The sequence below is a fragment of the Polymorphospora sp. NPDC050346 genome, assembly GCF_040655695.1.
In the GTDB taxonomy this organism is placed as follows: domain Bacteria; phylum Actinomycetota; class Actinomycetes; order Mycobacteriales; family Micromonosporaceae; genus Polymorphospora; species Polymorphospora lycopeni.
Genome location: NZ_JBFAKM010000002.1, coordinates 252495 through 276299 on the forward strand (window position 1 = coordinate 252495; position 23805 = coordinate 276299).

Consider the following 23805-nt stretch of genomic DNA (forward strand, 5'->3'; position numbering starts at 1 on the left):
TAGCGGGTCTGTACCGACCGGGGCGTACCCGTTGCAGCGCGCGACGCTAGGGTCATGGCCGTGACCAGCACTACCGCCACGGACGCCGGACAGGATTCGACGGATCCGGAGAACGGTACGGGCGAACGGCGGTCCAGCCCGGCCGGCCGGACGATGATCCGTAACTATCTTCCCGATCTGGCGATCTGCCTGCTCTTCGTGATCGTCGCCGGCTGGGTCACCCACGGGATGTGGCCCGATCCGGGCAGCCGGGTGCTGGCACTCAACCCGGCGGACCAGACGCTCTACGAGTGGTTCCTCGCCAACGATGCGCGGCTGCTGTTCGGCGATGTCGGATTACGTACCGACCGGCTGAACGCACCGGACGGCGTCAATCTGATGGCCAACACGACGGTGATCCTGCTGGGGGTGGTCTTCGCGCCGGTGACGCTGCTGTTCGGCGTACCGGTCACGTTCGCCGTACTGGCCGGGTTGTGCCTGGCGGCGACCGCGATCGCCTGGTATCTGCTGTTCACCCGTACGGCGAGGGTGCATCGGCTCGCCGCCGCGCTGGGCGCCGGCCTGTGCGGCTTCGCCCCGGCGATGGTGTCGCACACCAACAGCCACCTGCACATGACCGCCCAGTTCATGGTCCCGGTGATCGTCTGGCTGGTCGTCCGCCTGGTCCGCGCCGCCGACCCGGCCGGCCCCGCCGACCCAGCCGGCCCCGCCGACCCGGCCGCCGTCACCGGGCCGGACCGGCGGCGGATCGTCACCTCCGGCCTCGGTCTCGGTGCCGCCGTCGCCGCCCAGGTGTTCATCGGCGAGGAGGTCGTCTTCCTCACCGCACTCGCCCTGGTCGTGATCACCCTGGCGTACGCCGCCACCAACTGGCGGCACGTACGGCGGATCCTGCCCGGCGCCACCGCCGGCATGGCGCTCGCGGTCGGCTCCGCCAGCCTGGTGCTCGCCTATCCGCTGTGGTTCCAGTTCGCCGGGCCGGGCAGCGTGCCGAACGGGCTGTTCAGCCCGCACTACTTCTCCGCCGACCTGGCGAGCTGGGCGGCGATCTCACCACTGTCGTACGCCGGTAGCGAGGTGTCGGCCCGGTTGACGACCGGCCCGGCCGAGTACAACACGTTCCTCGGCTGGCCGCTGATCGTCGTCGCGGTCGGCTGCGCCGCCTGGCTGATCCGCCGCCCGATCGTCGTCGCCTGCGCGGTCGCCACGGTCGTGATGGCCGGCCTGTCGCTCGGCCCCGAACTGGTGATCAACGGCGTACGCACCGAGATCCCCGGCCCCTACGCGCTGCTGCTCGGGGTGCCGGTGGTCGACGGGGCGCTGCCGATGCGTTTCGCCGTCGCGGCCGTACCGCTGATCGCCACGATTGTCGCGTTCGCCGTCGACCGGGCCCTGCGCGCCCCCGGCTGGCCGGTACGGCTCCTCGTGCCGGGGGCGGTCGCGGTCGCGCTGGTGACGGTATTCCCGGCGCCGCTGCCGACCGCCGACCGCCCGGCCCTGCCGCAGTTCATCACCGGCGGGCACTGGCGCGACTGCGTCGAACCGGGCGGGGTGCTGGTGCCGGTGCCGCCACCGACCCCGCAGGAGCCGTGGCCGCAGCGCTGGGCGGCGGCGGCCGATGCCGAGTTCGGCCTGCCCGAGGGGTTCTTCATCGGCCCGTACGCGGCGGACGGCCAGGCGTCGATGGGCACCTACAAGCAGGCCACGTCCGCGCTGCTGGCGGAGGTGGCCCGGACCGGTGCGGTGCCGGCGATCGACGACGAGGACCGGCAGCGGGCCAGCGCCGACATCGACTTCTGGGGCGCGTCCTGCGTGGCCCTGGCCGACGGGACACCACACGTCGACAGCCTGCGCAGCACGCTGGAGCAGCTCTTCGGCCCGCCGACCCGGTCGGCCGACGCCTGGACCTGGAAGGTGCGCTGACCCCGGGCGCCGGTCGGCGCCCGGGGTCAGGTGGAGCGTCAGGCCCGGCTGTCGGCGTCCAGCCGGGGTGTCGCCTCCAGGAACTCCTCACGCGGGTCGTGCAACTGCCCGAGCGCGACCACCTCGCGGCGCAGGAAGAAGGCCAGCGTCCAGTCGACGACGACCCGTACCTTGCGGTTCAGCGACGGGATCCGGCTCATGTGGTACGTCCGGTGCATGAACCAGGCCGGCAGGCCCTTGAGCTTGATCCCGTAGACCTGGGCGACGCCCTTGTGCAGGCCGAGGCTGGCGACGCTGCCGGCGTGCTTGTGCTTGTACTCGACGGGCTCCCGGCCCCGGATCACCGCCCGGATGTTGTCGGCCAGCCGCGACGCCTGCCGTACGGCGTGCTGCGCGCTCGGCGAGCAGAAGGCCCCGGGCGGACCGGTCAGGTCCGGTACGGCCGCGCAGTCGCCGGCGCTCCAGGCACCCTCGACGACCGTGTCCCCGTCGACCACCTGCAGCGTCGGCAGGCAGGTGACCCGCCGGCGTTCGTCGCGCGGCAGGTCGGTGTTGTCGAGCATCGGCGACGGCTTGACGCCGGCGGTCCAGACGATGGTGTCGGCGCGGAAGGCGTCGCCGTCGGAGAGCTTCACCAGCCCGTCGACACACGACTCCAGCCGGGTGTCCAGCCGGATGTCCATGCCCCGCTTGAGCAGCACCTCGACCGTGTACGCACCCATGTCCCGGTCGACCTCGGGCAGCACCCGCTGGGTCGCCTCGACCAGCACCCAGCGCATGTCCTCGGCCTTCAGCTCCGGGTAGTACTTCAGCGCGTCCCGGGCCATGTCCTCCATCTCGGCCAGCGCCTCGATGCCGGCGTAGCCGCCGCCGACGAAGACGAACGTCAACGCACTTCGGCGGGTCTCCGGGTCGGCGGTGGCGGCCGCCACGTCCAGTCGGTCGAGCACGTGGTTGCGCAGGTAGATGGCCTCACCGATGGTCTTGAACCCGATGCCGTGCTCGCGCAGGCCGGGGATCGGCAGGGTACGGGACACCGCGCCGGGGGCGACGACGATGTGGTCGTACGGGATCTCACGGGCCGGCCCGATGATCGGCTGCACGGTCGCGGTCTTGCGGGCGTGCTCGACCCGGGTGACGGTGCCGGCGACGATGTGGCATTTGCGAAGTTCACGGCGCAGCGGCACCACGGAGTGCCGCGGCGAGATGTTGCCGGCCGCCGCCTCGGGCAGGAACGGCTGATAGGTCATGTGGGGCTGCGGGTCGACGACGACGACTTCGGCCTCGCGCGACCCGAGCTTCTTCGAAAGGCGCAGGGCCGCGTAGAGCCCGACGTGACCGGCGCCCACCACCAAAATCCGCTGCGTTTTCACACCCCCATCTTTCTCCTGCCGGCCGCCGGTTATGCCGCCGATCCCGGCCAATGTGACCGAGGACAACGGTGTGACGTCGCTCCGTGTCGGCCGTCACGCCCCGCCGGCGTCAGCGGCGGAGCAGGCGGGCGAGGAGCGCCGCCACCCCGACCGCGACGGCGAGGCCGGCCAGCGCGACGGCCAGGAAGGTACGCCCGCCGCCCCAACCGGCGGCGGACAGCAGCAGGATTCCCAGCACCGCCGAGGCCAGCACCACCGCCCCGGCCCGGAACAGCCAGCCGGTGAACACCTCGGGGGCGACGACCGCGTCGTACGGCAGGACGGCGGCGAGCGCGCACAGCGTGTGGTGCAGGTAGAGGAAGGTGGCCAGGCCGAGCAGCCGCCACAGGGCGACGGGTTCGCCGTACCGGCTGGTGGACAGCACCCAGCCGCCGACCGCGACGACCGCGAAGAGGGTCGCCCACCGGCCTCTCGGGGCGAGCACCGGCAGGACGGCGGCGGCCAGCAGGGCGAAGACGAAGCGGCTGAGGAAGATCTGCGCCGGGTAGGCCAGCACCAGCGCCACGATCCCGGTGAGCAGGATGCCGCCGCGCACCCCGAGCGGCGGCAGCGTCGCCCGGGTGACCACGGTCCGGACCGACCGGAACCGGTCGACGATCGAGCTGATCACCGGTGCACCGGCCGGGGTGCGGAGGCGAGCCGGGCCACGTCGCGCAGCACCAGGTCGAGGCTGCCGGCACCGGCCCAGGCGACGACCGGCACGCCGTGCTCACGGAGCTGGCCGATGGTGTTGTCTCGGTCGAGGCGCCACAACCGGTGCGCGATGTCGCTCCACTGGCCCCGGCCCGGCGGGACCGCCGAGTCCGGCAGGGTGTCGACGGCGACCACGAACCGGCCGGACCGGGCCAGCCGGGCGAGCATTTCCGCCGACCTCGGGTCGACGAGCGGGGTGAGCACCACCACCAGCGCGTCCGACGACAGCACGTGCGGGCCGAAGACCTGGTCGTACGGCTCGTACGGGCTGGACTCGGCGCGTACGTCGAGCAGCCATTCGAGCACGGTCAGGTACTGCCGGCGGCCGGTGGCCGGGCGCAACCGTCGGGCGGCCGGACCGTACTCCAGCAGCGACACCCGGTCGCCGCGGTGCAGGTAGTGCTCGGCGACCGCGGCGGCGGCCCGCACCGTCGTGTCGAGCACCGACGGGCTGCCCTTGATCCCGCCCGACCGGCCGGCCTCGGCGAGCACGTCGAGCAGCAGCACCACCTCGGCGTCGCGGTCGGACAGCGTCGAGGCGACGTGCAGTTGCCGGGTCCGTAGCGACACCCGCCAGTCGATCCGGCGCAGCCGGTCACCCGGCCCGAAGATCCGTACGCCGGCCAACTCGCCGCCCTCGCCCGGCCGCCGGGACCGGTGCCCGCCGACGAGCCCGGCGGCCCGGGGCATCGCCTCGTCGGCGTCGAACGGGTCGGTGACCGGATAGACGGGCACGCCCCGCGGCTCGGCGATCACCGGCCGGCCGACCACCAGACCGTCGGCGGCCGCGACCTGGACCCCGGCCGGGCCGAGCGGCTGGCGTCCCCAGCGCAGCGCCTCGCCGCGCAGTTCGACGTCGACCTCGCCGCCGCCGGGTACGGCGATCGCATGCGGCCGGTCGCCACGCTCGATCCGCAGCCAGGGCGACGTGCGTGTGCGTACCACCGCCAGGTCGTACCCGACGGTGTCGTGGTTGCCGACGGTGACCGTACCGGTGACCGGCCCGCCCTCGACCAGATGGCTGTCGCCGGCCTCGATCCGCAGCCGGGGCGGATCGGCGGGCCGGCGGCGCAACGCCCACGCGGTGCCGAGCGCGAACGGAGTCGCCAGCACGACGAGGTCGACCCGGCCCAGCAGAACCCCGGCGACGAGCAGCAGCCCGACCAGCAACACCGCGCGGCGCAGCGCCCGGGTCGGGGTCCAGTCCGGCTGGTCGGTGGGGTCGTGGTCGGGCACGGCTTGCGCGCCCGGCACCGCGGGCCGCAGCATCAGAAGCCGGCCGCGTACGTCGGCAGTGCCCCGCTGGCCGGGGCCGGCGTGCTGGACAGCACCTCGTCGACGACGAACGACGGGTCGACCCGGCGCAGCCACATCTCCGGACGCAGCGTGATCCGGTGGGCCAGCGCCGGAACGGCGACCTCCTTGACGTCCTCCGGGATGACGTAGTCACGGCCGGCGAGCGCGGCCTTCGCCCGGGCCAGCAGCAGCAGGGCCAGCGAACCACGCGGCGACGCACCGACCAGGACCGACGCGTGCTCGCGGGTCGCCGCGGTCAGATCGACGATGTACCGGCCGATGGAGTCCTCGACCACGACCGTCTCCAGGGCGGCCTGCATGGCGAGCAGGGCGGCGGCGTCGACGACCGGCTCGAGATCGGCCTCCTCGCGCTGGCGGGACATCCGCCGGCGCAGGATGTCCCACTCCTGCTCACGGTCGGGGTAACCGAACGAGACGCGGAGCAGGAACCGGTCGAGCTGCGCCTCCGGCAGCGGATAGGTGCCCTCGTACTCGATGGGGTTGGCGGTGGCGAGCACGTGGAACGGGGCGTCGAGCCGGTAGGTGACGCCCTCCACCGACACCTGCTTCTCCTGCATCGCCTCCAGCAGCGCCGCCTGCGTCTTCGGCGGCGTCCGGTTGATCTCGTCGGCGAGCAGCAGGTTGGTGAATACCGGGCCGGCGCGGAAGGTGAAGTCGGCCTTGCTCTGGTCGTAGAGGAACGAGCCGGTCACGTCGGCGGGCAGCAGGTCCGGGGTGAACTGCAGGCGGCGGAAGTCGAGCCCGAGCGCCTGGGCGAAGGACCGCGCCGTCAGCGTCTTGCCCAGACCGGGCAGGTCCTCCAGCAGCACGTGCCCACCGGCGAGAATGCCGGCGAGCACGAGTTCGAGGGCATCCTGCTTGCCGACCACGACCGTGCCGACCGAGTCGAGCACCGCCCGCGCCATGCGGCCCACATCGGGTACGGCGATCCCGCCCGCCTGCCGGCCTCCGGATACGGCGTCCCCACCGGTCATGTCTTCTCCAATTGCGCGACGGCCGCCGCGATGTCGGCCGGCCTGGGCTTGCGCCGGGCCGGAGTGGTCAGCAACTTCCACAGTGGATCGGTCAGGAGCGCGCGGGCCCGTTCCGGGTCGGTCGCCCGGGTGAAACCGTGCCGCTGCCGCAACCGTTCGTCGACGAGCTCACCGAGCGCCGGCAGCACCACCTGGTTGAACCGCTCCGGGTCGTTCTGCGCCCGCGCCAGCACGGTCTCCCACCGGCCGACCGCGGTCTGCAGGGCATCCTGCGCGGACCAGTTGTAGGCGCCGTCGTCCTCCCGTAGCAGCGGCCGCACCGGGGCCGGCGGGGCGAGCCGCGCGGTGACCTGGCGCAGCACGAGCAGCGCCAGGAAGCCGGCGAAGACGGCGACCATCGGCACCGCGAACCCGAACAACCGCAGCCCGAAGAGCGTCACGGCGGTGCAGGCGGCGGCGATGGCCACCGTACGCAGCCACAGCCGCAGCCCCGACCGGTCCCGCCGAAGCCGGGGTGGTGGCTCCTCCTCGTGCTGGAGCAGGTCGTCGATACTCGCCCCGGTCACCCCGCCCCCTCGCTGCGCTCGGTGACGGCGTGACTCGAACTGAGCCGACCAGTTCGCTCACTCCACTCGCTCACCCCGCCCCCTCGCTCCGCTCGGTGACGGCGTGACTGGAACTGAGCCGACCGGTTCGCTCACTCCGCTCGCTCACGGCTTTACCTCCGTGGTGAGTTCGCCGCGGAGCCGTTGCAGGGCCGCTCGGGCCTGGGTACGCATCCGCTCGTCGACGGTACGGGTGGCGTAGCGCGCCTCCCGGTAGACGGTGGCGAACGGGCCGAGCACGTCGGCACTGACCCCGCGGTTGCCGCTGAGCAACCGGGTCACCAGGTCGGTCGGGGTGTCGCCGACCTCACGCCGTACACCCGCCGCGGCGGCGGCCTGCTCCAGCCGCAACCAGCACGCGATCACCGCGCGCCGCGGGTCGGCGTCGGCGTCGGACAGGTCGACCAGGCCGGCGTCGACGGCGGCGACCACCTCCTCGGCCGTACGGCCGGCGGCCCGTCGTGGCGCGTCCGGCCGGACGCGACGGGTCCGGCGACCCAGCCTGTCCCGCAGCATCGCCCACACCAGCAGGCCGACCGCGACCACGACGGCGAGCACACACAGGGTGGCGGCCAACGGGGCCAGCCAGTCCGGCAGTTCGGTGGGTTCGGCCGGGGCGACCGCGCTGGGCTCCGGCGGGAAGGACGGAAGCTCCCGCTCCTGCGAGTAGTCGGGCAGCCCCGGTACGACGTCGTTGTCGACCGTCGGCTCGACGCGGCTGAACTCGAGCGACGAATGGCCGGCGGCGACCGCCGTCACCGCGAGCAGCAGCGCGACGACTGCCAGCGGCCAGAGCCGGCGCAACGAGTTGGCATCCATGGTGGCCCTCAATCCAGCCCGGCGAGGGTCTTCGCCCGGCCGAACACCTCGTCGAGCATCGCCGGGGTGAGCCGTCCGGTGAAGGTGTTCTGCTGGCTGACGTGATAGCAGCCCAGCAGGTGCGGGACCGGCGCCGGCGGCGACCAGTGCGCGCCGTGCCCGAACGCCGGGCGTGGACTGGGCGGGCGTACGCCGTACACCCGGGTCATGGCCGGCCACCACGCGGCCCAGGCGAACGCGCCGAGCGCGACCACGACCCGCAGGGTCGACCTGATCAGTTCGATCTCCCGGTGCAGCCACGGCGCGCAGGTGTCGCGTTCGGCCGGGGTGGGCTTGTTGTCCGGCGGCGCGCACCGCACCGCCGCGAAGATCCGGGTGCCCCGCACGGTGAGGCCGTCGTCGCGGGCCAGGCTGGTCGGCTGGTTCGCCAGCCCGGCGCGGTGCAGCGCGGCGAAAAGCACGTCGCCGGAGCGGTCACCGGTGAAGATCCGACCGGTGCGGTTGCCGCCGTGCGCGGCCGGCGCGAGACCGAGGATGCCGATCTTGGCGTCGCCGGCCCCGAAGCCCGGCACCGGACGGCCCCAGTAGACCTGGTCGCGAAACGCCGCCCGTCTGGTCGTCGCGACCTCTTCGCGCCACTCGACCAGCCGGGGGCAGGCGAAGCAGTCGGCCACCGCGGCGTCGAGTGCGGCGAGGTCCCCGGCACGCCGGGCGCCGGCGACGACGTCCACAGCGGTACGACTCACCACGTACCCTCCCCTGCTCGACCCGCCCCATGCTGCCAGACCGGGGCCGGGTCCGATCAGGCGGTGAGTCTGGTGCGGAAAAGCTCCAAGGTACGGGCCCAGGCGCTGGCCGAGGCCGCCCGGTCGAAGACCTCCGGCCGGTCGTCATTGAAGAACGCGTGCCGGGTACCGGGGTAGTCGTAGACCGCGCATTCGCCACCGGCGGCCTCGATGGCGCGTGATGCCGTGACCACGCCCTCGGCCGCCGACGTGCCGTCCTCCTCGGAGCAGTGGATGACCGCCGCCTTGCCGGCGTAGTCCGTCCACTCCGGACGCATCCGCTCCCACGGCAGGACCGGGTAGAACCCGGCGGTCGCCACGATCCGGTCGGACAGGGTCGCCGACCACAGCGCGAGGCTGCCCCCGGCGCAGAAGCCGACGGTGCCGACCCGCCCGTTGGCCTCCGGCCGCTGCGCCAGATAGTCGGCGGCACCGCCGATGTCCTTGGCCGCCTGGTCCATCGCCAGACCCATGATGAGCTTGCCGGCCTCGTCGGGCTCGCTGGTCGACTTGCCGTGGTAGAGGTCGGGTGCCAGGGCCACGAATCCGGCCTCGGCGAACCGGTCGGCGATCGAGGTGATGTGCGGCACCAGGCCCCACCACTCCTGGATGACGATGACGGCCGGGGCGGCAGAGGACCGCTCGCCTGTCGGCAGGGCGAGGTAGCCCTCACTGGTCCCGCCGTTGCTGCGGTAACTCACCATTTCGCCCATCGGCCGTCCTCCTGTCGGTCAGTCATCGTTGGCTGGTCGCACAGTGGTCTTGCGTGGCCGTCAGCCTGTCATGCCGGACAGGAACGCGGAAGCCGGCGGCGACGTGGCGTACACCTCCTCTTAACCCGAGGTGTGCCCCGTCGCCGCCGGCTTCATCGAACCGGTTGGCGGTTCTTACCCGGCGGCCGGCTCCATACAGAGCACGTCGCCCTTACCGCCCGGCTTGCCCTCCCAGTAGTTGACCTGGGTGGTCGGGTGGGCGGCGCAGACGGTTTCGACGTCACGAGCCTCGGCCTCGGTCTTGCCCTCGATCTTGCCGACGACCTTCCACTCGGCCGTGGGGTCGCCGCAGTCGATCGTCTTGAGGGAATCCTCGTCCTGGCCGATCAGGCACTCGCCGACGTTGGCCGTCGACGGGGCGCCGGTCAGGTTGTTCCAGATGAAGCCGCCGACGGCGATCACGACGAGAACCACGACCACGCCGATGATCTGCTTGGCGATGCCGCCGAGGAACGCCTTGCCGCGCGACGGCGGGGCCGGCGGCGGAGGAGGCGTCATCGAGGGGTTGGGGGCACCGGCCGGCGGCGGGGGCGGCGGTGCAACCTGCTCAGACACGGAGGGTTTCCTTCCATGGGGGTTGATCTGGCAGGCGACACCGTAACGGGGACCACCGACAATCATCGACCCGATTCCACGGAATCGACATGATCGATACGGCCGGTCGACCTGACCCGACCGAACAGTTGATCATTTAGGGCGATCCGGGCCCCTTCAGCCGGTCGCCGTGGGCTCCGGCACATCAGGCGTAGCCGGGGACGGATCGGCCGTCGCGGTCGGCGACGGGTCCGGCCCGGTCGGCGCCGGGTCGGTCGGCGCGGCTTCCGACGGCACCGACGTCGGCGTCGGCGTCGGCGCTTCCGGCACCGTGCTGAACGGCTTGATGGGGGCGCCCTCCGGGCAGTACGGGTAGGTCCGCTTTGGACTTCCCTCCATTTCCGCCCGCATGGCCTCCTCGCACCACGCACGGCCGAGCCGGATCGGCCGGCCGTCCTGGTCGAGCAGCCGGGCATTCTGGATCAGCCGACCCTGCTCGTCGTAGACGTACACGTCGCGGACCTCGGAATAGGGGTCGCCGTACGTGGGCTGGTAGTAGGTCGGCGGCGGGTCGGAGTCGACGAGTGCCACGAAGCCGAAGACAGCCACCACGATCCCGGCGGCGTGCAGCCCGCGCCGCTGCCACCGGCCCAGGCGGTCGGGGCCACGCCGGCCGAGCCAGATCGAGCCGACCACGAAGGCGACGATCAGGAACAGGGTGCCGAAGATCGTGCCGTCCACTATCGGAACCAGTGACAGGCTGCCATCGTTGACGAAGAACGCGACCAGCATCGCGGCGAGATAGCCCCGCAGCACCCACCAGGCCGGCCGCAGCAGCCGCAGGAAGTCGGAGACCTGCGAGTAGCCGATCAACGGGCCGAGCCGGGTGTCGGCGGCCCTGATCTGCCCCCGGGTCCGGCGGACCACCCCGGCGATCCGGTCGTCGAGGTTGGGTGCCGGCCCCTTGACCGGGACGTTCGCGGCAGCCCGCAGTTCGGCGGCGTACGCGGCCGGCGAGCCGAGCCGGTCGGCCAGCGGCCCCTCCCCCTCGGCGGCGATCTCCGCGAGATGCTCCGGCAGGTCTTCGAGCAACTCGTCGCGAACCGCCGGTGGCAGGTCGGCGAGCGCCGCCCGCACCTGCTCCACGTAGCGAGTGATCTCCGGTCCACTAATGACGGTCATGCGGCACCTCGCTCCGCTCGGCAGCCGCATGACTGCAATCTGAGCCAACTGATTCGCTCGCTCCGCTCACTCATGCGGCACCTCGCTCCGCTCGGCAGCCGCATGACTGCAACCTGAGCCAACTGATTCCCTCGCGCGGCTCGGTCATGCCGCCATCCCCCGATCGTCCAGCAAGGTGTCCATTGTGGAGGCGAATTCGCGCCAGACCTTGGCGCTGCGGTTGAGCTGGTCGCGGCCGGCGGCGTTGAGCGAGTAGTACTTGCGGTGCGGCCCCTCTTCGCTCGGTACGACGTAGGTGGTCAGGAAACCGGACTGGAAGAGGCGGCGCAGGGTGCCGTAGACCGAGGCGTCGCCCACCTCGTCGAGCCCGGCGGCACGCAGCCGGCGCAGGATGTCGTAACCGTAGCCGTCCTCATCCCTGAGCACGGCGAGTACGGCCAGATCCAGCACGCCCTTGAGCAACTGGGTGGTGTCCACGGGCCGAACGCTACTTCGCATTACACAGTAGCGTCAACCGCGCGCTACCCGCTGGCGTGTTGCCGCTAATCTGACGCCGTGCCTGCCAACGAACTCCTCAGCCGCCTCGCCGCCGCGCCCGGCGTCTACCGGGGCCGGGGCGACGGCCCCGAAAGCGGCCCGTTCGTGGCCCGGATGGCGGTCACCTCGGCGGTGCACGGGCGGGCCCTGATCCTCGACTACGAGGCGACCAGCGACCGCGACGGCCTCCAGCACGTCGAACACACCGTGCTCGTGGTCGGCGAGGGCGGCCGGCCCGAACTCCACGTCGCCTGCCTGAAACTTCCCGGCGTGGTGCGCTTCGCGCAGACCGCACCCAACCAGTTCACGGCCTACGAGGGGCCGATGGTCGCCCGGATCACGCTCACCGTTCCGCAGCCGGGCGCGGTCAGCTACGGCTGGTGGTGGTCACGGGACGAGGCAGAGCCGCGCGAACAGTTCCGCGCGGAGATGCGCCGCTCCGGCTGAGCCGATCCGGCGCCCGCCCCGCCCAACTAGTGCTGTGACCGGAAACGTTGGCCGGGTTGGGTGACACGCCGGTCAGCGTTACCGGTTCGGTGTCGGGCGGGGTTCAGGCTGTCGGGATGGCAGATCCTGTTCGGGCGCGCCGGCTCACCGATGACGAGGGCCGGCGACTACAACAGATCGTGCGGCGTGGGACGGGATCACCGATCCGGCTGCGACGGGCGATGGTCATCATGGCCTCGGCCAGTGGGAACACCGTCCCGGCGATCGCCCGTCTGGTCCAGGGCGACGAGGACGCGATCCGTGAGGTCATCCACCGGTTCAACAAGATCGGTCTGGCCTGCCTGGACCCTCGGTGGGCGGGTGGCCGTCCCCGCCGGATCAGTGAAGACGACGAAGCGTTCATCGTCGCGACGGCCCGTACCAGACCCCAGGCGCTCGGTCAGCCGTTCACCCGGTGGAGCCTGCGCAAACTCGCCGACTACCTGGCCCACAACCGCGGTCCGCGCCGCGTGGTCGTCGGCCGGGAACGGCTGCGGGAGTTCCTGCACCGGCACGACATCACGCTCCAGCGAACCAGGACCTGGAAGGAGACCAACGACCCGAACGCCGAGGCGAAGCTCGCTCGGATCGAGGCGGTGACCACCGCGTTCCCGGACCGCGTCTTCGCCTTCGACGAATTCGGCCCGTTGAGCATCAGGCCGCACGCCGGCGCGTCGTGGACGCCGGCCGGGCATCCGGACCGGTTGCCCGGCAACTACCACAAGCTGCACGGCGTGCGGCAGTTCCATGCCTGCTACAGCGTCGGCGACGACACCATGTGGGGCGTCGTGCGGCGCCGCAAGTCCGCCGGGAACACCCTGGCCGCGCTCAAGTCGATCCGCAGGGCGCGGCCGGACGGCGCCCCGATCTACGTGATCCTGGACAACCTGTCCGCGCACAAGGGCAAGACGATCCGGGCCTGGGCCGCACGCAACAAGGTCGAGCTGTGCTTCACCCCGACCTACTCGTCCTGGGCCAACCCGATCGAGGCGCACTTCGGACCGCTACGGATGTTCGTCGTCGCCGGATCGAACCATCCCAACCACCCGGTCGCGACCCAAGCCCTGCACAACTACCTACGCTGGCGTAACGCCAACGCCCGCCACCCAGACATCCTGGCCGCCCAACGCCGCGAACGCGCCCGCATCCGCTCCGAACGCCAACGACGCTGGGGCCAGACCACCGACCGGGCAGTGGCCTGACCAACCCGGCCAACGTTTCCGGTCACAGCACTAGGCGAGGCTCCAGGCGATGCCGTCGAGGATGTCGTGTTCGCTGGCCACCACCGAGGTCATCCCGGCCCGCTCCATGATCCCCCGCAGCACCAGCGCCCCCGCACCGATCACGTCGGCCCGGCCCGGGTGCATCACCGGGATCTCCATCCGCTGGGCCGCCGACCGGGTCAGCAGGTCGGCCGTCACCTTCGCCACCGCCTCGTACGACACCCGGGCGTGGTGGATGCGGGCCGGGTCGTACTCGGGCAGTTCCTGCGCGATGCCGACCACGGTCGTGACCGAACCGGCCAGGCCGACCAGCGTCGCGGCCTCCCTACCCGGTACGACGGCCAGCGCCCGGTCGACCGCCTCGGCGATGTCGGCCTCGGCCGCCGCGACCTGGGCCGCGCTCGGCGGATCTCCGTGCAGGTGCCGCTCGGTCATCCGGACACAGCCGATGTCGACCGAGACCGCGCTCTCGACCTCGGCACCGCCGACGACGAACTCCGTCGAACCGCCGCCGATGTCGACGACCAGGTACGGCGGCCGGGCATCGGCGGGCAGCCCACGTACGGCCCCGGTGAACGACAGCCGTGCCTCCTCGACACCGGTCACCACCTCCGGCGCCACCCCGAGCGTGTCGAGCACCATGGCCCGGAAGTCGTCGGCGTTCGACGCGTCGCGGGACGCCGACGTGGCGCACATGCGTACCCGGTCGACGCCGAGCGACTCGATCCGCTCCGCGTAGCCGACCAGCGCCGCCCGGGTGCGCTCGATCGCCTCCGGAGCCAGCCGGCCGGTGCGGTCGACGCCCTGGCCGAGCCGCACGATCTCCATCTGCCGGATCAGGTCGACCAGCGGCGCGCCCGGCGGGGCGTCCGGCCCGGGCAGGTCGGCCACCAGGAGCCGGATCGAGTTCGTACCGCAGTCGATCGCCGCCACTCTCGTCACGCCGCAACCCTACGAGGTCACGTCGAGCCCGGCGCGCCGGCCCGCCGTCACAGGTGCAGGAGCATCCGTACGTTGCCCAGCGTGTTCGGCTTGACCCGCTCCAGGCCGAGGAACTCGGCGACCCCCTCGTCGTACGAGCGCAGCAACTGCTCGTACACCTGGTGTGGCACCGGCGCCCCGTCGATCTCGACGAACCCGAACGAGCCGAAGAAGCGCGTCTCGAAGGTCAGCACGAAGACCCGGGCCACCCCGAGTTCGCGGGCGGTGGCCAGCAGGGCGTCGACGATCCGGTGACCGATCCGCATGCCCCGGCAGTCCGGGTCGACAGCGACGGTACGGATCTCGGCCAGGTCCTCCCACATGACGTGCAGCGCCCCACAGCCGACGACCGCCCCGTCCTCGGTCCGAACCGCCACCCAGAACTCCTGGATGTCCTCGAAAAGGGTGACCGTGGCCTTGCTGAGCATCCGCCGGCCACCGCTGTAGGTGTCGATCAAACGGCGGATGACCCGCACGTCCGAGGTACGCGCCCGGCGTACGACGAAATCCATGCCCACCAAACTAGGACCGCCGGTTCCGGGCCGAACCGCCGGGGCGGTCCGGAATCCCGGATTCGTGTCGGGCCCGCACCGCGAATGTCGACGGCGGCCGATCGAAGCCGACAGTGAGAGCATGACAACGCCCCGCGCACCCTTCGCCGCGCGCTTCGTCGCCATCCCGGCCGCCGTCGTCCTCACCGTCGGCTCGCTCGGCTGCGGCGTCATCGACACCGTCCGGAACGTGGTGGACACCGCCGGCGTCCTGTCGGAATTCTCCGACCGGCTCGGCAAGGCAGCCGGCCTCACCTACACCGCCGAATACCGGATCGAGGGCAGCGACAGCGACACGGTCAGCTACGTGCAGCAGCCGCCGAACACCGCGACCGTCAAGGGCGACGGCCGCATGATCTTCACACCGGAACACATGATCTTCTGCGGCCCGACGGCCGGTCGGGTCACCTGCCAGAAGGCCCCCAACCACGCCGCCGCCACCGGCGATCCGGCCCTCCTCGCGGGAGTGGCCGGACCCGGCTTCATCACCCCAGAGATCGCGCTCGGCATGGTCGCCCTCGCGGCGCTGGTTCCCGACGCCGACGTCGAGACCTCCGAGCGGACCATCGCCGGCCAGAAGTCACTGTGCGCCGACGTGACCGGGATCAAGGACCCCAACGCCGGGGCCGACACGGTGGCGCAGGACTTCTCGGTCTGCGTGACCGAGTCGGGCGTACTCGCGGCGTTCAACGGCACCACCGACACGGGCGAGAAGGCCTCGCTCGAACTCAGCGGCTACTCCGACCGGGTCGACGGATCCGCGTTCGCCCCGCCGGCCGGCGCGGAGATCGTCGACGTCAGTGTGATCCAGTCGTAGGCACGTCGACGCACGGGCCGCCGGTCCACCACGGCTCGACCAGTTCGAGCGTCTCGTCGCCGAACGGGTTGACGCCGGGGCCGGCGGCCAGCGCGTGGCCGAGATGCACGTGCAGGCACTTGACCCGGCCCGGCATACCGCCGGCGGACACCCCGGCGATCTCCGGCACCTCGCCGATCGCCTCCCGCCGGGCCAGGTAGTCGTGGTGGGCGGCCAGGTAGCGGGCCGCCAACTCCGGGTCATCGGCCAGCCGCTCCGCCATCTCCTTCATCACGCCGGCCGACTCCAGCCGGCTGCACGCGGCCGTCGCCCGCGGGCAGGTCAGGTAGAACAGCGTCGGGAACGGGGTGCCGTCGGCCAGCCGGGGCGTCGTCTCGACCACGTCCGGCAGCCCACACGGACACCGGTGGGCCACCGCGCGGGTACCCCGCGGCGGCCGGCCGAGCTGCGCGCCGACAGCGGCCAGGTCGGCCTCGGTCGCCGGTTCCCGCACCGGCGGCGGTACGGCCGCGGCGGCCGCTTCCGCGGGTGGCTCAACCGTCATGCCGTCTTCCTCTTGTTCACGACTGCGGGGCTCCGCTGCGCTGCACTCCTCGCGCTCACGGATGCTGGCCTTCGTCGTTCGCCGCCTGGATGCTCGCCCACAGCGTGTCGTACCAGGGTGCAGGGTCTGCGGGCGGGCCGGCCGGCTCGACGCCGGCGTCCCGGGCCGCCCCCTCGGGATCGGTCAGGACGACCATTGGCACCTCACCCGGCATGACCATGTAGAACCGCTTCCTGGCCTCGGTCTTGACGTATTCCGGGTCCTGCCACAGCTCGGCCCGCTCGGCGAGCTCGTCGATGTGCTCGCGCTGGGCCGCCTGCGCCGCCTCGATCCGGGCGATGTCGGACTGCTGGCTGAGGTAGAGGCGTACCGGATAGGTGTAGGCCAGGGCGAGCGCGACGAGGACCGCGATCAGGACCGTCGCCCGGCCGGTGATCCGGCGCGGCTGTTGTGCGGTCGTGCGCTTGGCGGCACCGCCGGCGGCGGCCCGCCGGGCGGCGGCCGGCCGGCTGGCCGAACGCGGCCCGTCGGTGGTCCGGCCGGTTCCCGGCGTACGGCCGGATCCGCCCCGCGCGTCGACGCGTACGCCGAAGTCACGGGCGGCCGGCCGGCCGGTGCGGCGGGTCGTGCCCCGGCCCGGTTGGCCCGGCCGGCGGGCCGGGCCCTGACCGCTTGGTGTGCGGCGCTGCGCCATCGTCGCGCCCCCTCCCCGAGGTGCTCCGTGACCCCGTGGTCGTGGCCGGCTACCCGCCATGACCACGGGGATCGACGGGATGCTACGCAGAACGGTATCGCGGGAACGCGCCGGCTCCGGCGTAGCGCGCCGCGTCCGCCAGCTCCTCCTCGATCCGCAGGAGCTGGTTGTACTTCGCGACCCGCTCGGAACGGGCCGGTGCGCCGGTCTTGATCTGGCCGCTGCCGGTGGCCACCGCCAGGTCGGCGATCGTGGTGTCCTCGGTCTCGCCGGAGCGGTGGCTCATCATGGTCCGGAAACCGTTGCGGTGGGCCAGCTCGACCGCGTCGAAGGTCTCGGTCAGCGAACCGATCTGGTTGACCTTGACCAGCACCGCGTTGGCGGCGCTCTCCGCGATACCCCGGGCGATGCGCTGCGGGTTGGTGACGAAGAGGTCGTCGCCGACGATCTGCAGCTTGCTGCCGAGCGAGGCGGTCATCGCCGACCAGCCGGCCCAGTCGTCCTCGGCCAGCGGGTCCTCGATCGACACGATCGGGTACGCCTCGGCCAGCTTCGCGTAGTAGTTGACCATCTCGTCGGCGCTCTTCTGGGCGCTCTCGAAGACGTACGACCCGTCCTTGTAGAACTCGGTCGCGGCGACGTCGAGCGCCAGCACGATGTCGGTGCCGAGCTGGTAGCCGGCGGCCTGCACCGCCTCGGCGATCAGGTCGAGGGCGGCGGCGTTGGACGGCAGGTCGGGCGCGAAGCCACCCTCGTCGCCGAGCCCGGTGGACAGGCCCTTCTTCTTCAGGACGGCCTTGAGGGCGTGGTAGACCTCGGCGCCGGACCGCAGCGCGTCGCGGAAGGTCGGCGCGCCGATCGGGGCGATCATGAACTCCTGCACGTCGACGTTGGAGTCGGCGTGTGCCCCACCGTTGAGGATGTTCATCATCGGCACCGGCAGCAGGTGGGCGTTGGGGCCGCCCAGGTAGCGGAAGAGGCTCAGCTCGGCGCTGCTGGCCGCCGCCTTCGCCACGGCCAGCGACACGCCCAGGATCGCGTTCGCGCCCAGCTCCGACTTGTCGGCGGTGCCGTCGATGTCGAGCAGCTTCTGGTCGATCAGCCGCTGCTCGCTGGCCTCGTAGCCGAGGAGCTGCTCGACGATGCGGTCCTCGATGTTGGCGACCGCGTTCTCGACGCCCTTGCCGTTGTAGCGGTCCTTCACGCCGTCGCGCAGCTCTACCGCCTCGAACGCGCCGGTGGACGCGCCGGACGGCACGGCGGCGCGGGCGATCGTGCCGTCGTCCAGCCCGATCTCGACTTCGACGGTCGGGTTGCCGCGCGAGTCGAGAATCTCCCGGGCGACGATCCCCTCGATGGTGGCCACTGTGGTCGCTCCTCGTTGTCGGGTTCCTACGAGTCCCCTGGGCCGCTTCGGCACGGCCGGGGCTTACCGGTCGGGCCGCGACGGTGCGGCTGAGCCTACTTTCCCGCCACGGCGGCACGGCCTGGCAGCGTCCGGCCGTTGCGGTCGGCTCTGCGGCCCGGGACAGCGTGGCTGGGCGTTCACTGGCAGCGTATCGGGCGTCGGTTGGCGGCCGGGCGTCGCCTCCGGGGCCGCGGGTACGCAACCCGCATGAGTCAGCTTTCCGACATTTAGCCACCAGGGTCACATATTGCGGGAACCGGTTTGCGCGGACTTCGCCCCATCGGCAAGGCTGGGGGCCATGCCGGCCCACCCGTCCCTGCCCCGCGTCCTCGTGGGATCGCTAGTCGCCGTGATGCTGCTCTCCGGGTGCCAGACGCTGGGCGACGCCGGGCAGGTGATCGACCGCGCCGAGCTGGTGAACGATCTCGCCGCCCGGCTCGACCGGTCCACCGAGCTGACGTACTCGGCCGACTACCAGATCGCCGGCGGCCAGACGGCGAGCATCGTCCAGGCACAGAAGCCGGTCCGGGCCGCCTACACCTACCCCGGCGGCAAGCTCACCGTCACCGACGAGGCGACCGTCATCTGCGTCACCGAGGACCGCACCACCTGCACCATCACGCCGCCGCCGTCGCCGAGCGCCAAGCCCGCCATCACGGTCTTCCAGAACGCGGGCAACCAGGGGCTGGTCACCCCGACCATGGTGATCAACATGCTGACCACGGCCGCGCTCGACCCGGACGCGGTCATCGAGCAGACCGACACCACGGTCGCCGGCCGGCACGCCACCTGCGTCAAGGTCGGCGAGGTGGCCGCGTCGGACTTCACCGCCTGCGTCACCACCGAGGGCGTACTCGGCAGTTTCCGAGGGGTGGTCGAGGGCAAGCCGGTCGAACTCGCGATGAGCCGGCTGCGCGACGCGGTCGCCCCGGACGCCTTCGAGGTACCCGCCGAGGCCACTGTCGTCGACCGGCGCGCCGGCCACCCATGACCGTGCCGCCGCCACGCCCGCCGGTCGGGTCCGTGGTGCGTGGGCGGTTCGTCCCCGACGCCCTGGGCACCGGTCCCGCCCTGCCGGACGACCTCTGCCTGCTGGTCGACGGCCGGAAGCTGCTGGTCGGCGCGGCGGGCGGCTTTCCCGCCGTACGCGACCTGCCGGCCGGCACCGAATGGATCCCGCTCGGCACCCTCGACGGCGCCCGGGTCTGGGCCGGCGTGCCGACCGGGTCCGAAACCGCCCCGGCCACCCACCTCCCGGCCACCGGCACCGGCCGGGACGGTGCCCGCCCCGAACCCGCCGGGGACGACCTCGGTCACTGGCTGGGCTGGCCGGCGCTCGCCGCCGAACTGGGCGAGCCCTACGCCGCACTCGCCAGCCGGGCACTCCAGGTGATGACCTGGCGGCGCACCCACCGGTTCTGCGGCGCCTGCGCGACCGAACTGGCCGACGTGCCCGGCGAACACGCACGCCGCTGCCCGTCCTGCTCGCTCTACGTGCCGATGCAACTCTCCCCCGCCATCCTGGCCGCGATCCGAAGGCCCGGCCCGGCCGGCGGTGCCGACGAACTGCTGCTGGTCCGGCACACGTACGGGCCGACCGACATCTGGGCCCTGGTCGCCGGGTTCGTCGAGGCCGGCGAGTCGCTCGAAGAGGCGGTGCACCGGGAGGTCGGCGAGGAGGTCGGGCTCACGGTCGACCGGGTCACCTACTTCGGCAGCCAGCCGTGGGCGATGTCCGGTCCCGGGGTGGTGCTCGCCGGCTTCCACGCGGTCTGCGCCGCCGACGCCGAACCGGTCGTCGACGGCACCGAACTCGCCGACGCCCGCTGGTTCCCGCTCGACCGGCTGCCGGCGGAGATCCCGCCGGCGTACTCGATCTCCCGCTGGTTGATCGACGACGCCGTCCGCAGCGCGCCGCCGGCCTGACCGCTCGCCCACCGGCCGGGCGGCCGCCGGCCGCCCGGGCCAAGATCCGGGTGATCAGGGAGTTCGTACCCCGGCACGCCGGCGACACGGTCGATTCGATCCCTGATCACGCGGATCTTGGGTGGGTCAGAGGTCCAGCAGGGTGCGGAGGTGGCGGGGCGGGGGCGAGCCGTGCGCGAGCATCGCGTCGTGCCACTCGCGCCGGGTCCGGCCGGCCGGCCGCCGCGCGCCGATCTCGGCGACCTCGGTGTAGCCGACGAAGTACGTCGAGAGCTGGGTCGAGGTGAGCAGGGCCCGCCGCCACTTGCCGGCCGCCTCACCCTCCTCCTGGAACCCCGGCCCGGTCATCAGCGCCATCCCGTCGGCCTCGGACAGGTCCTCGCAGTGCACGAGCTGGTCGAGGATCGCGTTGATCGACATCCGCAGCCGCATCTTGAGCTGCTGGAGCCGCACCGGCAGGCCGCCGTACCCGAGTTCGGTCATCACCTGCTCGGCGTAGACCGCCCAGCCCTCCACGAACGGGCCCGACCAGCCCAGCGCCCGGACCCTGGTCGTACCCCGGAACCGCCGGGCGTGGGCCAGTTGCAGGAAGTGGCCGGGCATCGCCTCGTGGACGGTCAGGTTTTCGATCATGTGGTTGTTGTATTCGCGGTAGAACGACTCGACCCGCTCCGCCGGCCAGTCCGACGGTGGGGGCGCGATGCAGTAGAGGGTCGGCACGTCGGCGGTCTCCAGCGGACCGGGCGGGTCGCAGTACGCGACCGCGACGCCCCGGGCGAACTCCGGCATCAGCTGGATGACGCACGGATCGGTGACCGGCGACACCACGTCGTGACCGGCCACGAACTCCGTCGTCGCGGCCAGCGACCGGGCCGCCGCGGCCACGATCGACGCGTCGTCGGGGTGCTCGGCGCCGAGCTGGTCCAGGGCCCGCCGTACGGTCTCGTCGGTGGCCGGCCCACCGACCAGCTCGGCCGCTGCCGCGCGCAACTCCTCCCCCGCCTCCGCCAGGTGGGCCCGCGCCCGGCGCAGCACCTCGGCGGCGGGCAGCTCGGTGTCGAGGGTGTGCCAGAGCCGGGCCTCCCACAGCCGCCGGCCGAGCCGCGGATCGCGGCCCGGACCGCGGTCGACCCGGAGCCAGGCGGAGAAGTCCTCCAGCGCGGTGACCGCGTCGCGGGCGACCGGTTCCAGCCGGTCGCGCAGGCCGGGCGCCTGGTCGAGCAGCGCCGGCAGCTCGTCGCGGACCAGCGCCGCCGTGCCGGCGAACTGGCCGGCGGCGGTCTCGGCGTGGATACGCGGCACGTCCCGCAGGGTCGCCCGGGCCGCCGCGAGGGCGTCGGGTACGGCGGCGAGCCGGCCGGCGAGGCTCGCCAGCCGTACGTCGACCGGGGCGAACGGGCGGGCCAGCAGCGCGTAGAGCAGCGGCCCCGGGTTGTGCTTCAGCGGATCCCACTCGTGGGTGCGTACCTCGGTCAGTTCGAACGTCTGGCGCTCGACGAGGGCGGTCAGGATGGCGTGGTCGACCTGTTCCTGCCGGTCGAGGGGGTCGACGTCGACCTCGGCGAGCGCGTTGCCGGCCTCGCGCAGCATGGCGAGCCGGGCGGCGACACCGTCGGTGGACAGGTCGGGCAGCCGGTCGTCGGCCCGATGGTCACCGGCGGACGAGGCGAGGGCGGGGTCACTGTCGAGGAGCGCTTCGACGATCCGGTCGGCGAGCGGAGCGAACTGCGGCATCCCGCCAACCTACGACAAGCGCCGCGTGCCCCGCCGCCCTCCACGATCCCCGTGATCAGGGAGCTGTTCGGGCGGGTCGCCGGCGTGTCGCGGCGTCCGCCCCCTGATCAGGCGGATCTTGGGGAACGTTCGGCGGCGCGTACCGCCTCGGCGTAGGCGAGCGCCGTCCGGCGCAGGGCCGCCTCCGCGTCCAGCCCCTCGGCCCGCGCCCGCGCCACGATCGCCAGCAGTTCCACTCCGAGGCCGTGCTCGGCGACCGACGCGTCCGGCGCCGCCGCCGCGGCGGCGGGCTCGGGGGTCGGGCCACCGGTCGGCAGCGGCACCGCGACGCCGGCCCGTTCCGCCCGTTGCAGGATCTTCGCGGTCAGGGCCAGCGCCGGCTGGGCGAGCGCGATCCCGTCCATGGCCGAACCACGGGCCTTCTCCGCCCGCTTGATCTGCTCCCAGTTGTCGACGATCTCGTCGATGTCCTCGACCGTGCGGCCGGCGAAGACGTGCGGATTGCGGCGGATCATCTTCTCCACCAGGCCGCCGGCCACGTCGTCGACGTTCCACCGCTCGCCCTCGGGCCGCTCCTGCGCGAGCCGGGCGTGCAGCACCACCTGGAGCAGGACGTCGCCCAGCTCCTCGCGCAACGCGTCCAGGTCACCGGCCTCGATCGCGTCGTACGCCTCGTAGCACTCCTCGAGCAGGAACTGGGCCAGGCTGGCATGCGTCTGCGCCCGCTTCCACGGGTCGCCGCCGGGTGACGCCAGCCGGTCCATCACGGCCACCGCGTCCAGCAGCCGGGCCCCGGGCGGGTCCCACGAGCCGTACATCAGCTCCAGCTCGGCCAGGCCGGGTTCGCGGACCAGGCGCAGCCCCAGCTCGCGGGCCAGCGCCTGGTCACCGGCCGGGCCGGCGAGCCAGACCACCGTACGGCCGGAAGCGGCCACCGCCAGCAGGTCGGCCGCCGGGTCTTCGGTGACGGTGACCTCGGCGCCCGCCGCGCGCACCGCCGTGACCATCTCACCGTCCGCCCCGGCGAAGACCGGATTGGCGCGTACGACGTCCCACGCCGCCGCCGTCAGCAGACCGGCCGGCAGCCGGGGCGAGGTGACCAGCAGTACGATCCGCGCCATGCGGTCAGCGGTTGATGACCGCGGGCTCGGCGGTCTTCGCCTCGAACGGCAGGATCACCAGCGGCTGCGGCTGCCCGTCGGGGCCCTGGAAGGTGACCAGCGCGAGCTGGGCCGGGGCATACCGGGGGTTGACCGTCGCGTCGACCTTCCGCACCTGCGCGAAGACCTCGTCGCGCAGGCCGATGCTCTGCGACAGCGTCTGGCGGTCCTGCGTGCCGAGGGTGGCGACGAACTCCTCGAAGGTCGGCGCCGGGTCGCGGAAGCCGCCACCCTTCGCCAGCCGGTCGTAGACGTCGCGCAGGTCGGCCTCGCTCGGCTCGACCGGCTGCGAGGCGCCGACCAGCGCCTGCACGTAGCCCTCGTATTCGGCGAACCGCTGGGTGAACTCCGCGGTCGGCGGCAGCCGGAGCTGCTGCACGACCTGCTCGACCGCGATCGGGGTCGCGGTCAGGCCCTTCTCCCGGGCGAGCCCGCCGAGCACGTCGATGCCGAGCAGGGTCACCACGATGTCCTGCCGGGTGATCGGCAGGGTGACCTCGGTCGGGGTCGGTCCCTCGGTCTGCTCCGGCTGGGCGGCCCGCTGCTGCTCGATCGCGGCGGTCAGCTGGTCGAGCGCGTCGTTGTAGAGCGCGTCGACCCGCTTCTCGGTGATGTGGCCGTCGCCGACGTACGCGGCGACGCCCGGCTGCGACCGGCAGGCGGTCATCCCGCCGAGTCCAAGGGCGGCAATGACTGCTATCGACAC

25 protein-coding genes are annotated in these 23805 nt (G+C 72.5%); 6 read left to right on the plus strand and 19 right to left on the minus strand.

What is annotated here, in order from left to right; all coding sequences use genetic code 11:
- The first annotated feature begins 54 nt into the window (after window positions 1–54).
- The gene (locus tag AB0I42_RS03685) at window positions 55–1923 is read left to right on the plus strand and encodes a hypothetical protein (RefSeq protein ID WP_357533862.1); all 1869 of its coding nucleotides are present in this window, start codon (window positions 55–57) and stop codon (window positions 1921–1923) included.
- A 38-nt stretch (window positions 1924–1961) separates the two neighbouring features.
- Here AB0I42_RS03685 and AB0I42_RS03690 read toward each other — a convergent pair whose 3' ends face one another.
- The 11 genes from AB0I42_RS03690 to AB0I42_RS03740 all read right to left on the minus strand — a co-directional run bounded on the left by AB0I42_RS03690 (window position 1962) and on the right by AB0I42_RS03740 (window position 11515).
- Window positions 1962–3296: an NAD(P)/FAD-dependent oxidoreductase gene (locus AB0I42_RS03690; RefSeq protein ID WP_357533864.1), complete on the minus strand. Its 1335-nt coding sequence runs from the start codon at window positions 3294–3296 to the stop codon at window positions 1962–1964.
- A 109-nt stretch (window positions 3297–3405) separates the two neighbouring features.
- A complete protein-coding gene (locus tag AB0I42_RS03695) occupies window positions 3406–3963 on the minus strand; it encodes a hypothetical protein (RefSeq protein ID WP_357534126.1) in 558 nt (185 codons plus the stop codon).
- On the minus strand, window positions 3963–5303 hold the full coding sequence (locus AB0I42_RS03700; protein ID WP_357533866.1) for a DUF58 domain-containing protein: 1341 nt from the start codon (window positions 5301–5303) through the stop codon (window positions 3963–3965). Before AB0I42_RS03700 ends, AB0I42_RS03695 begins: the two co-directional genes overlap by 1 nt.
- Window positions 5304–5317: 14 nt before the next feature.
- Window positions 5318–6340, minus strand: a complete 1023-nt coding sequence (locus tag AB0I42_RS03705) for a MoxR family ATPase (RefSeq protein WP_357533867.1) — start codon at window positions 6338–6340, stop codon at window positions 5318–5320.
- Complete coding sequence (locus AB0I42_RS03710) at window positions 6337–6906, minus strand: hypothetical protein (RefSeq protein ID WP_357533869.1); 570 nt, start codon at window positions 6904–6906, stop codon at window positions 6337–6339. Before AB0I42_RS03710 ends, AB0I42_RS03705 begins: the two co-directional genes overlap by 4 nt.
- 144 nt (window positions 6907–7050) lie before the next feature.
- Complete coding sequence (locus AB0I42_RS03715; protein WP_357533871.1) at window positions 7051–7764, minus strand: DUF4129 domain-containing protein; 714 nt, start codon at window positions 7762–7764, stop codon at window positions 7051–7053.
- A gap of 8 nt (window positions 7765–7772) precedes the next feature.
- Window positions 7773–8513, minus strand: a complete 741-nt coding sequence (locus tag AB0I42_RS03720; RefSeq protein ID WP_357533872.1) for a uracil-DNA glycosylase — start codon at window positions 8511–8513, stop codon at window positions 7773–7775.
- Window positions 8514–8566: 53 nt separating this feature from the next.
- On the minus strand, window positions 8567–9262 hold the full coding sequence (locus tag AB0I42_RS03725; RefSeq protein WP_357533873.1) for a dienelactone hydrolase family protein: 696 nt from the start codon (window positions 9260–9262) through the stop codon (window positions 8567–8569).
- Window positions 9263–9436: 174 nt separating this feature from the next.
- On the minus strand, window positions 9437–9877 hold the full coding sequence (locus AB0I42_RS03730) for a hypothetical protein (RefSeq protein WP_357533875.1): 441 nt from the start codon (window positions 9875–9877) through the stop codon (window positions 9437–9439).
- 156 nt (window positions 9878–10033) lie between these two features.
- A complete protein-coding gene (locus AB0I42_RS03735; RefSeq protein WP_357533877.1) occupies window positions 10034–11038 on the minus strand; it encodes a hypothetical protein in 1005 nt (334 codons plus the stop codon).
- 144 nt (window positions 11039–11182) lie between these two features.
- Window positions 11183–11515 carry a PadR family transcriptional regulator gene (locus tag AB0I42_RS03740; protein WP_357533879.1) on the minus strand — a complete coding sequence of 111 codons (333 nt, stop codon included), beginning with the start codon at window positions 11513–11515 and terminating at the stop codon, window positions 11183–11185.
- A gap of 78 nt (window positions 11516–11593) precedes the next feature.
- On the opposite strand from AB0I42_RS03740, the gene AB0I42_RS03745 reads away from it, so the two are divergent.
- Entirely contained in the window at window positions 11594–12022 is a 429-nt protein-coding gene (locus AB0I42_RS03745; RefSeq protein WP_357533881.1) for a hypothetical protein, read from the plus strand.
- Between the two features lie 116 nt (window positions 12023–12138).
- On the plus strand, window positions 12139–13263 hold the full coding sequence (locus tag AB0I42_RS03750) for an IS630 family transposase (RefSeq protein WP_357533882.1): 1125 nt from the start codon (window positions 12139–12141) through the stop codon (window positions 13261–13263).
- A 30-nt stretch (window positions 13264–13293) separates the two neighbouring features.
- Here AB0I42_RS03750 and AB0I42_RS03755 read toward each other — a convergent pair whose 3' ends face one another.
- Entirely contained in the window at window positions 13294–14217 is a 924-nt protein-coding gene (locus AB0I42_RS03755; RefSeq protein ID WP_357534128.1) for a Ppx/GppA phosphatase family protein, read from the minus strand.
- Window positions 14218–14273: 56 nt separating this feature from the next.
- Window positions 14274–14777, minus strand: a complete 504-nt coding sequence (locus AB0I42_RS03760; RefSeq protein WP_357533884.1) for an amino-acid N-acetyltransferase — start codon at window positions 14775–14777, stop codon at window positions 14274–14276.
- A gap of 121 nt (window positions 14778–14898) precedes the next feature.
- Between AB0I42_RS03760 and AB0I42_RS03765 the strand changes: the two genes are divergently transcribed.
- Window positions 14899–15633, plus strand: coding sequence for a hypothetical protein (locus AB0I42_RS03765; RefSeq protein WP_357533886.1), 735 nt, complete (start codon window positions 14899–14901; stop codon window positions 15631–15633).
- Here AB0I42_RS03765 and AB0I42_RS03770 read toward each other — a convergent pair.
- From AB0I42_RS03770 to eno, 3 genes are all read right to left on the minus strand, one after another.
- Window positions 15614–16177 (minus strand): DUF501 domain-containing protein, encoded by a 564-nt coding sequence (locus tag AB0I42_RS03770; RefSeq protein WP_357533888.1) that lies wholly within the window; start codon window positions 16175–16177, stop codon window positions 15614–15616. The genes AB0I42_RS03765 and AB0I42_RS03770 overlap by 20 nt on opposite strands.
- 55 nt (window positions 16178–16232) lie before the next feature.
- The gene (locus AB0I42_RS03775) at window positions 16233–16871 is read right to left on the minus strand and encodes a septum formation initiator family protein (RefSeq protein WP_357533889.1); all 639 of its coding nucleotides are present in this window, start codon (window positions 16869–16871) and stop codon (window positions 16233–16235) included.
- A gap of 82 nt (window positions 16872–16953) precedes the next feature.
- Window positions 16954–18237, minus strand: coding sequence for a phosphopyruvate hydratase (eno, locus tag AB0I42_RS03780; protein ID WP_357533892.1), 1284 nt, complete (start codon window positions 18235–18237; stop codon window positions 16954–16956).
- A 340-nt stretch (window positions 18238–18577) separates the two neighbouring features.
- On the opposite strand from eno, the gene AB0I42_RS03785 reads away from it, so the two are divergent.
- Together AB0I42_RS03785 and nudC are read left to right on the plus strand one after the other, a co-directional pair.
- The gene (locus AB0I42_RS03785; protein WP_357533894.1) at window positions 18578–19270 is read left to right on the plus strand and encodes a hypothetical protein; all 693 of its coding nucleotides are present in this window, start codon (window positions 18578–18580) and stop codon (window positions 19268–19270) included.
- A gap of 32 nt (window positions 19271–19302) precedes the next feature.
- Window positions 19303–20205 (plus strand): NAD(+) diphosphatase, encoded by a 903-nt coding sequence (gene nudC, locus AB0I42_RS03790; RefSeq protein ID WP_357533896.1) that lies wholly within the window; start codon window positions 19303–19305, stop codon window positions 20203–20205.
- 126 nt (window positions 20206–20331) lie between these two features.
- Here the strand turns inward: nudC and AB0I42_RS03795 are convergent, their stop codons facing one another.
- The 3 genes from AB0I42_RS03795 to AB0I42_RS03805 form a co-directional block, all read right to left on the minus strand.
- Complete coding sequence (locus AB0I42_RS03795; RefSeq protein WP_357533897.1) at window positions 20332–21939, minus strand: DUF885 domain-containing protein; 1608 nt, start codon at window positions 21937–21939, stop codon at window positions 20332–20334.
- 107 nt (window positions 21940–22046) lie between these two features.
- On the minus strand, window positions 22047–23060 hold the full coding sequence (locus AB0I42_RS03800) for a nucleoside triphosphate pyrophosphohydrolase (protein ID WP_357533899.1): 1014 nt from the start codon (window positions 23058–23060) through the stop codon (window positions 22047–22049).
- Between the two features lie 4 nt (window positions 23061–23064).
- Window positions 23065–23766, minus strand: a complete 702-nt coding sequence (locus AB0I42_RS03805) for a hypothetical protein (protein WP_357533901.1) — start codon at window positions 23764–23766, stop codon at window positions 23065–23067.
- Between the last annotated feature and the right edge of the window lie 39 nt (window positions 23767–23805).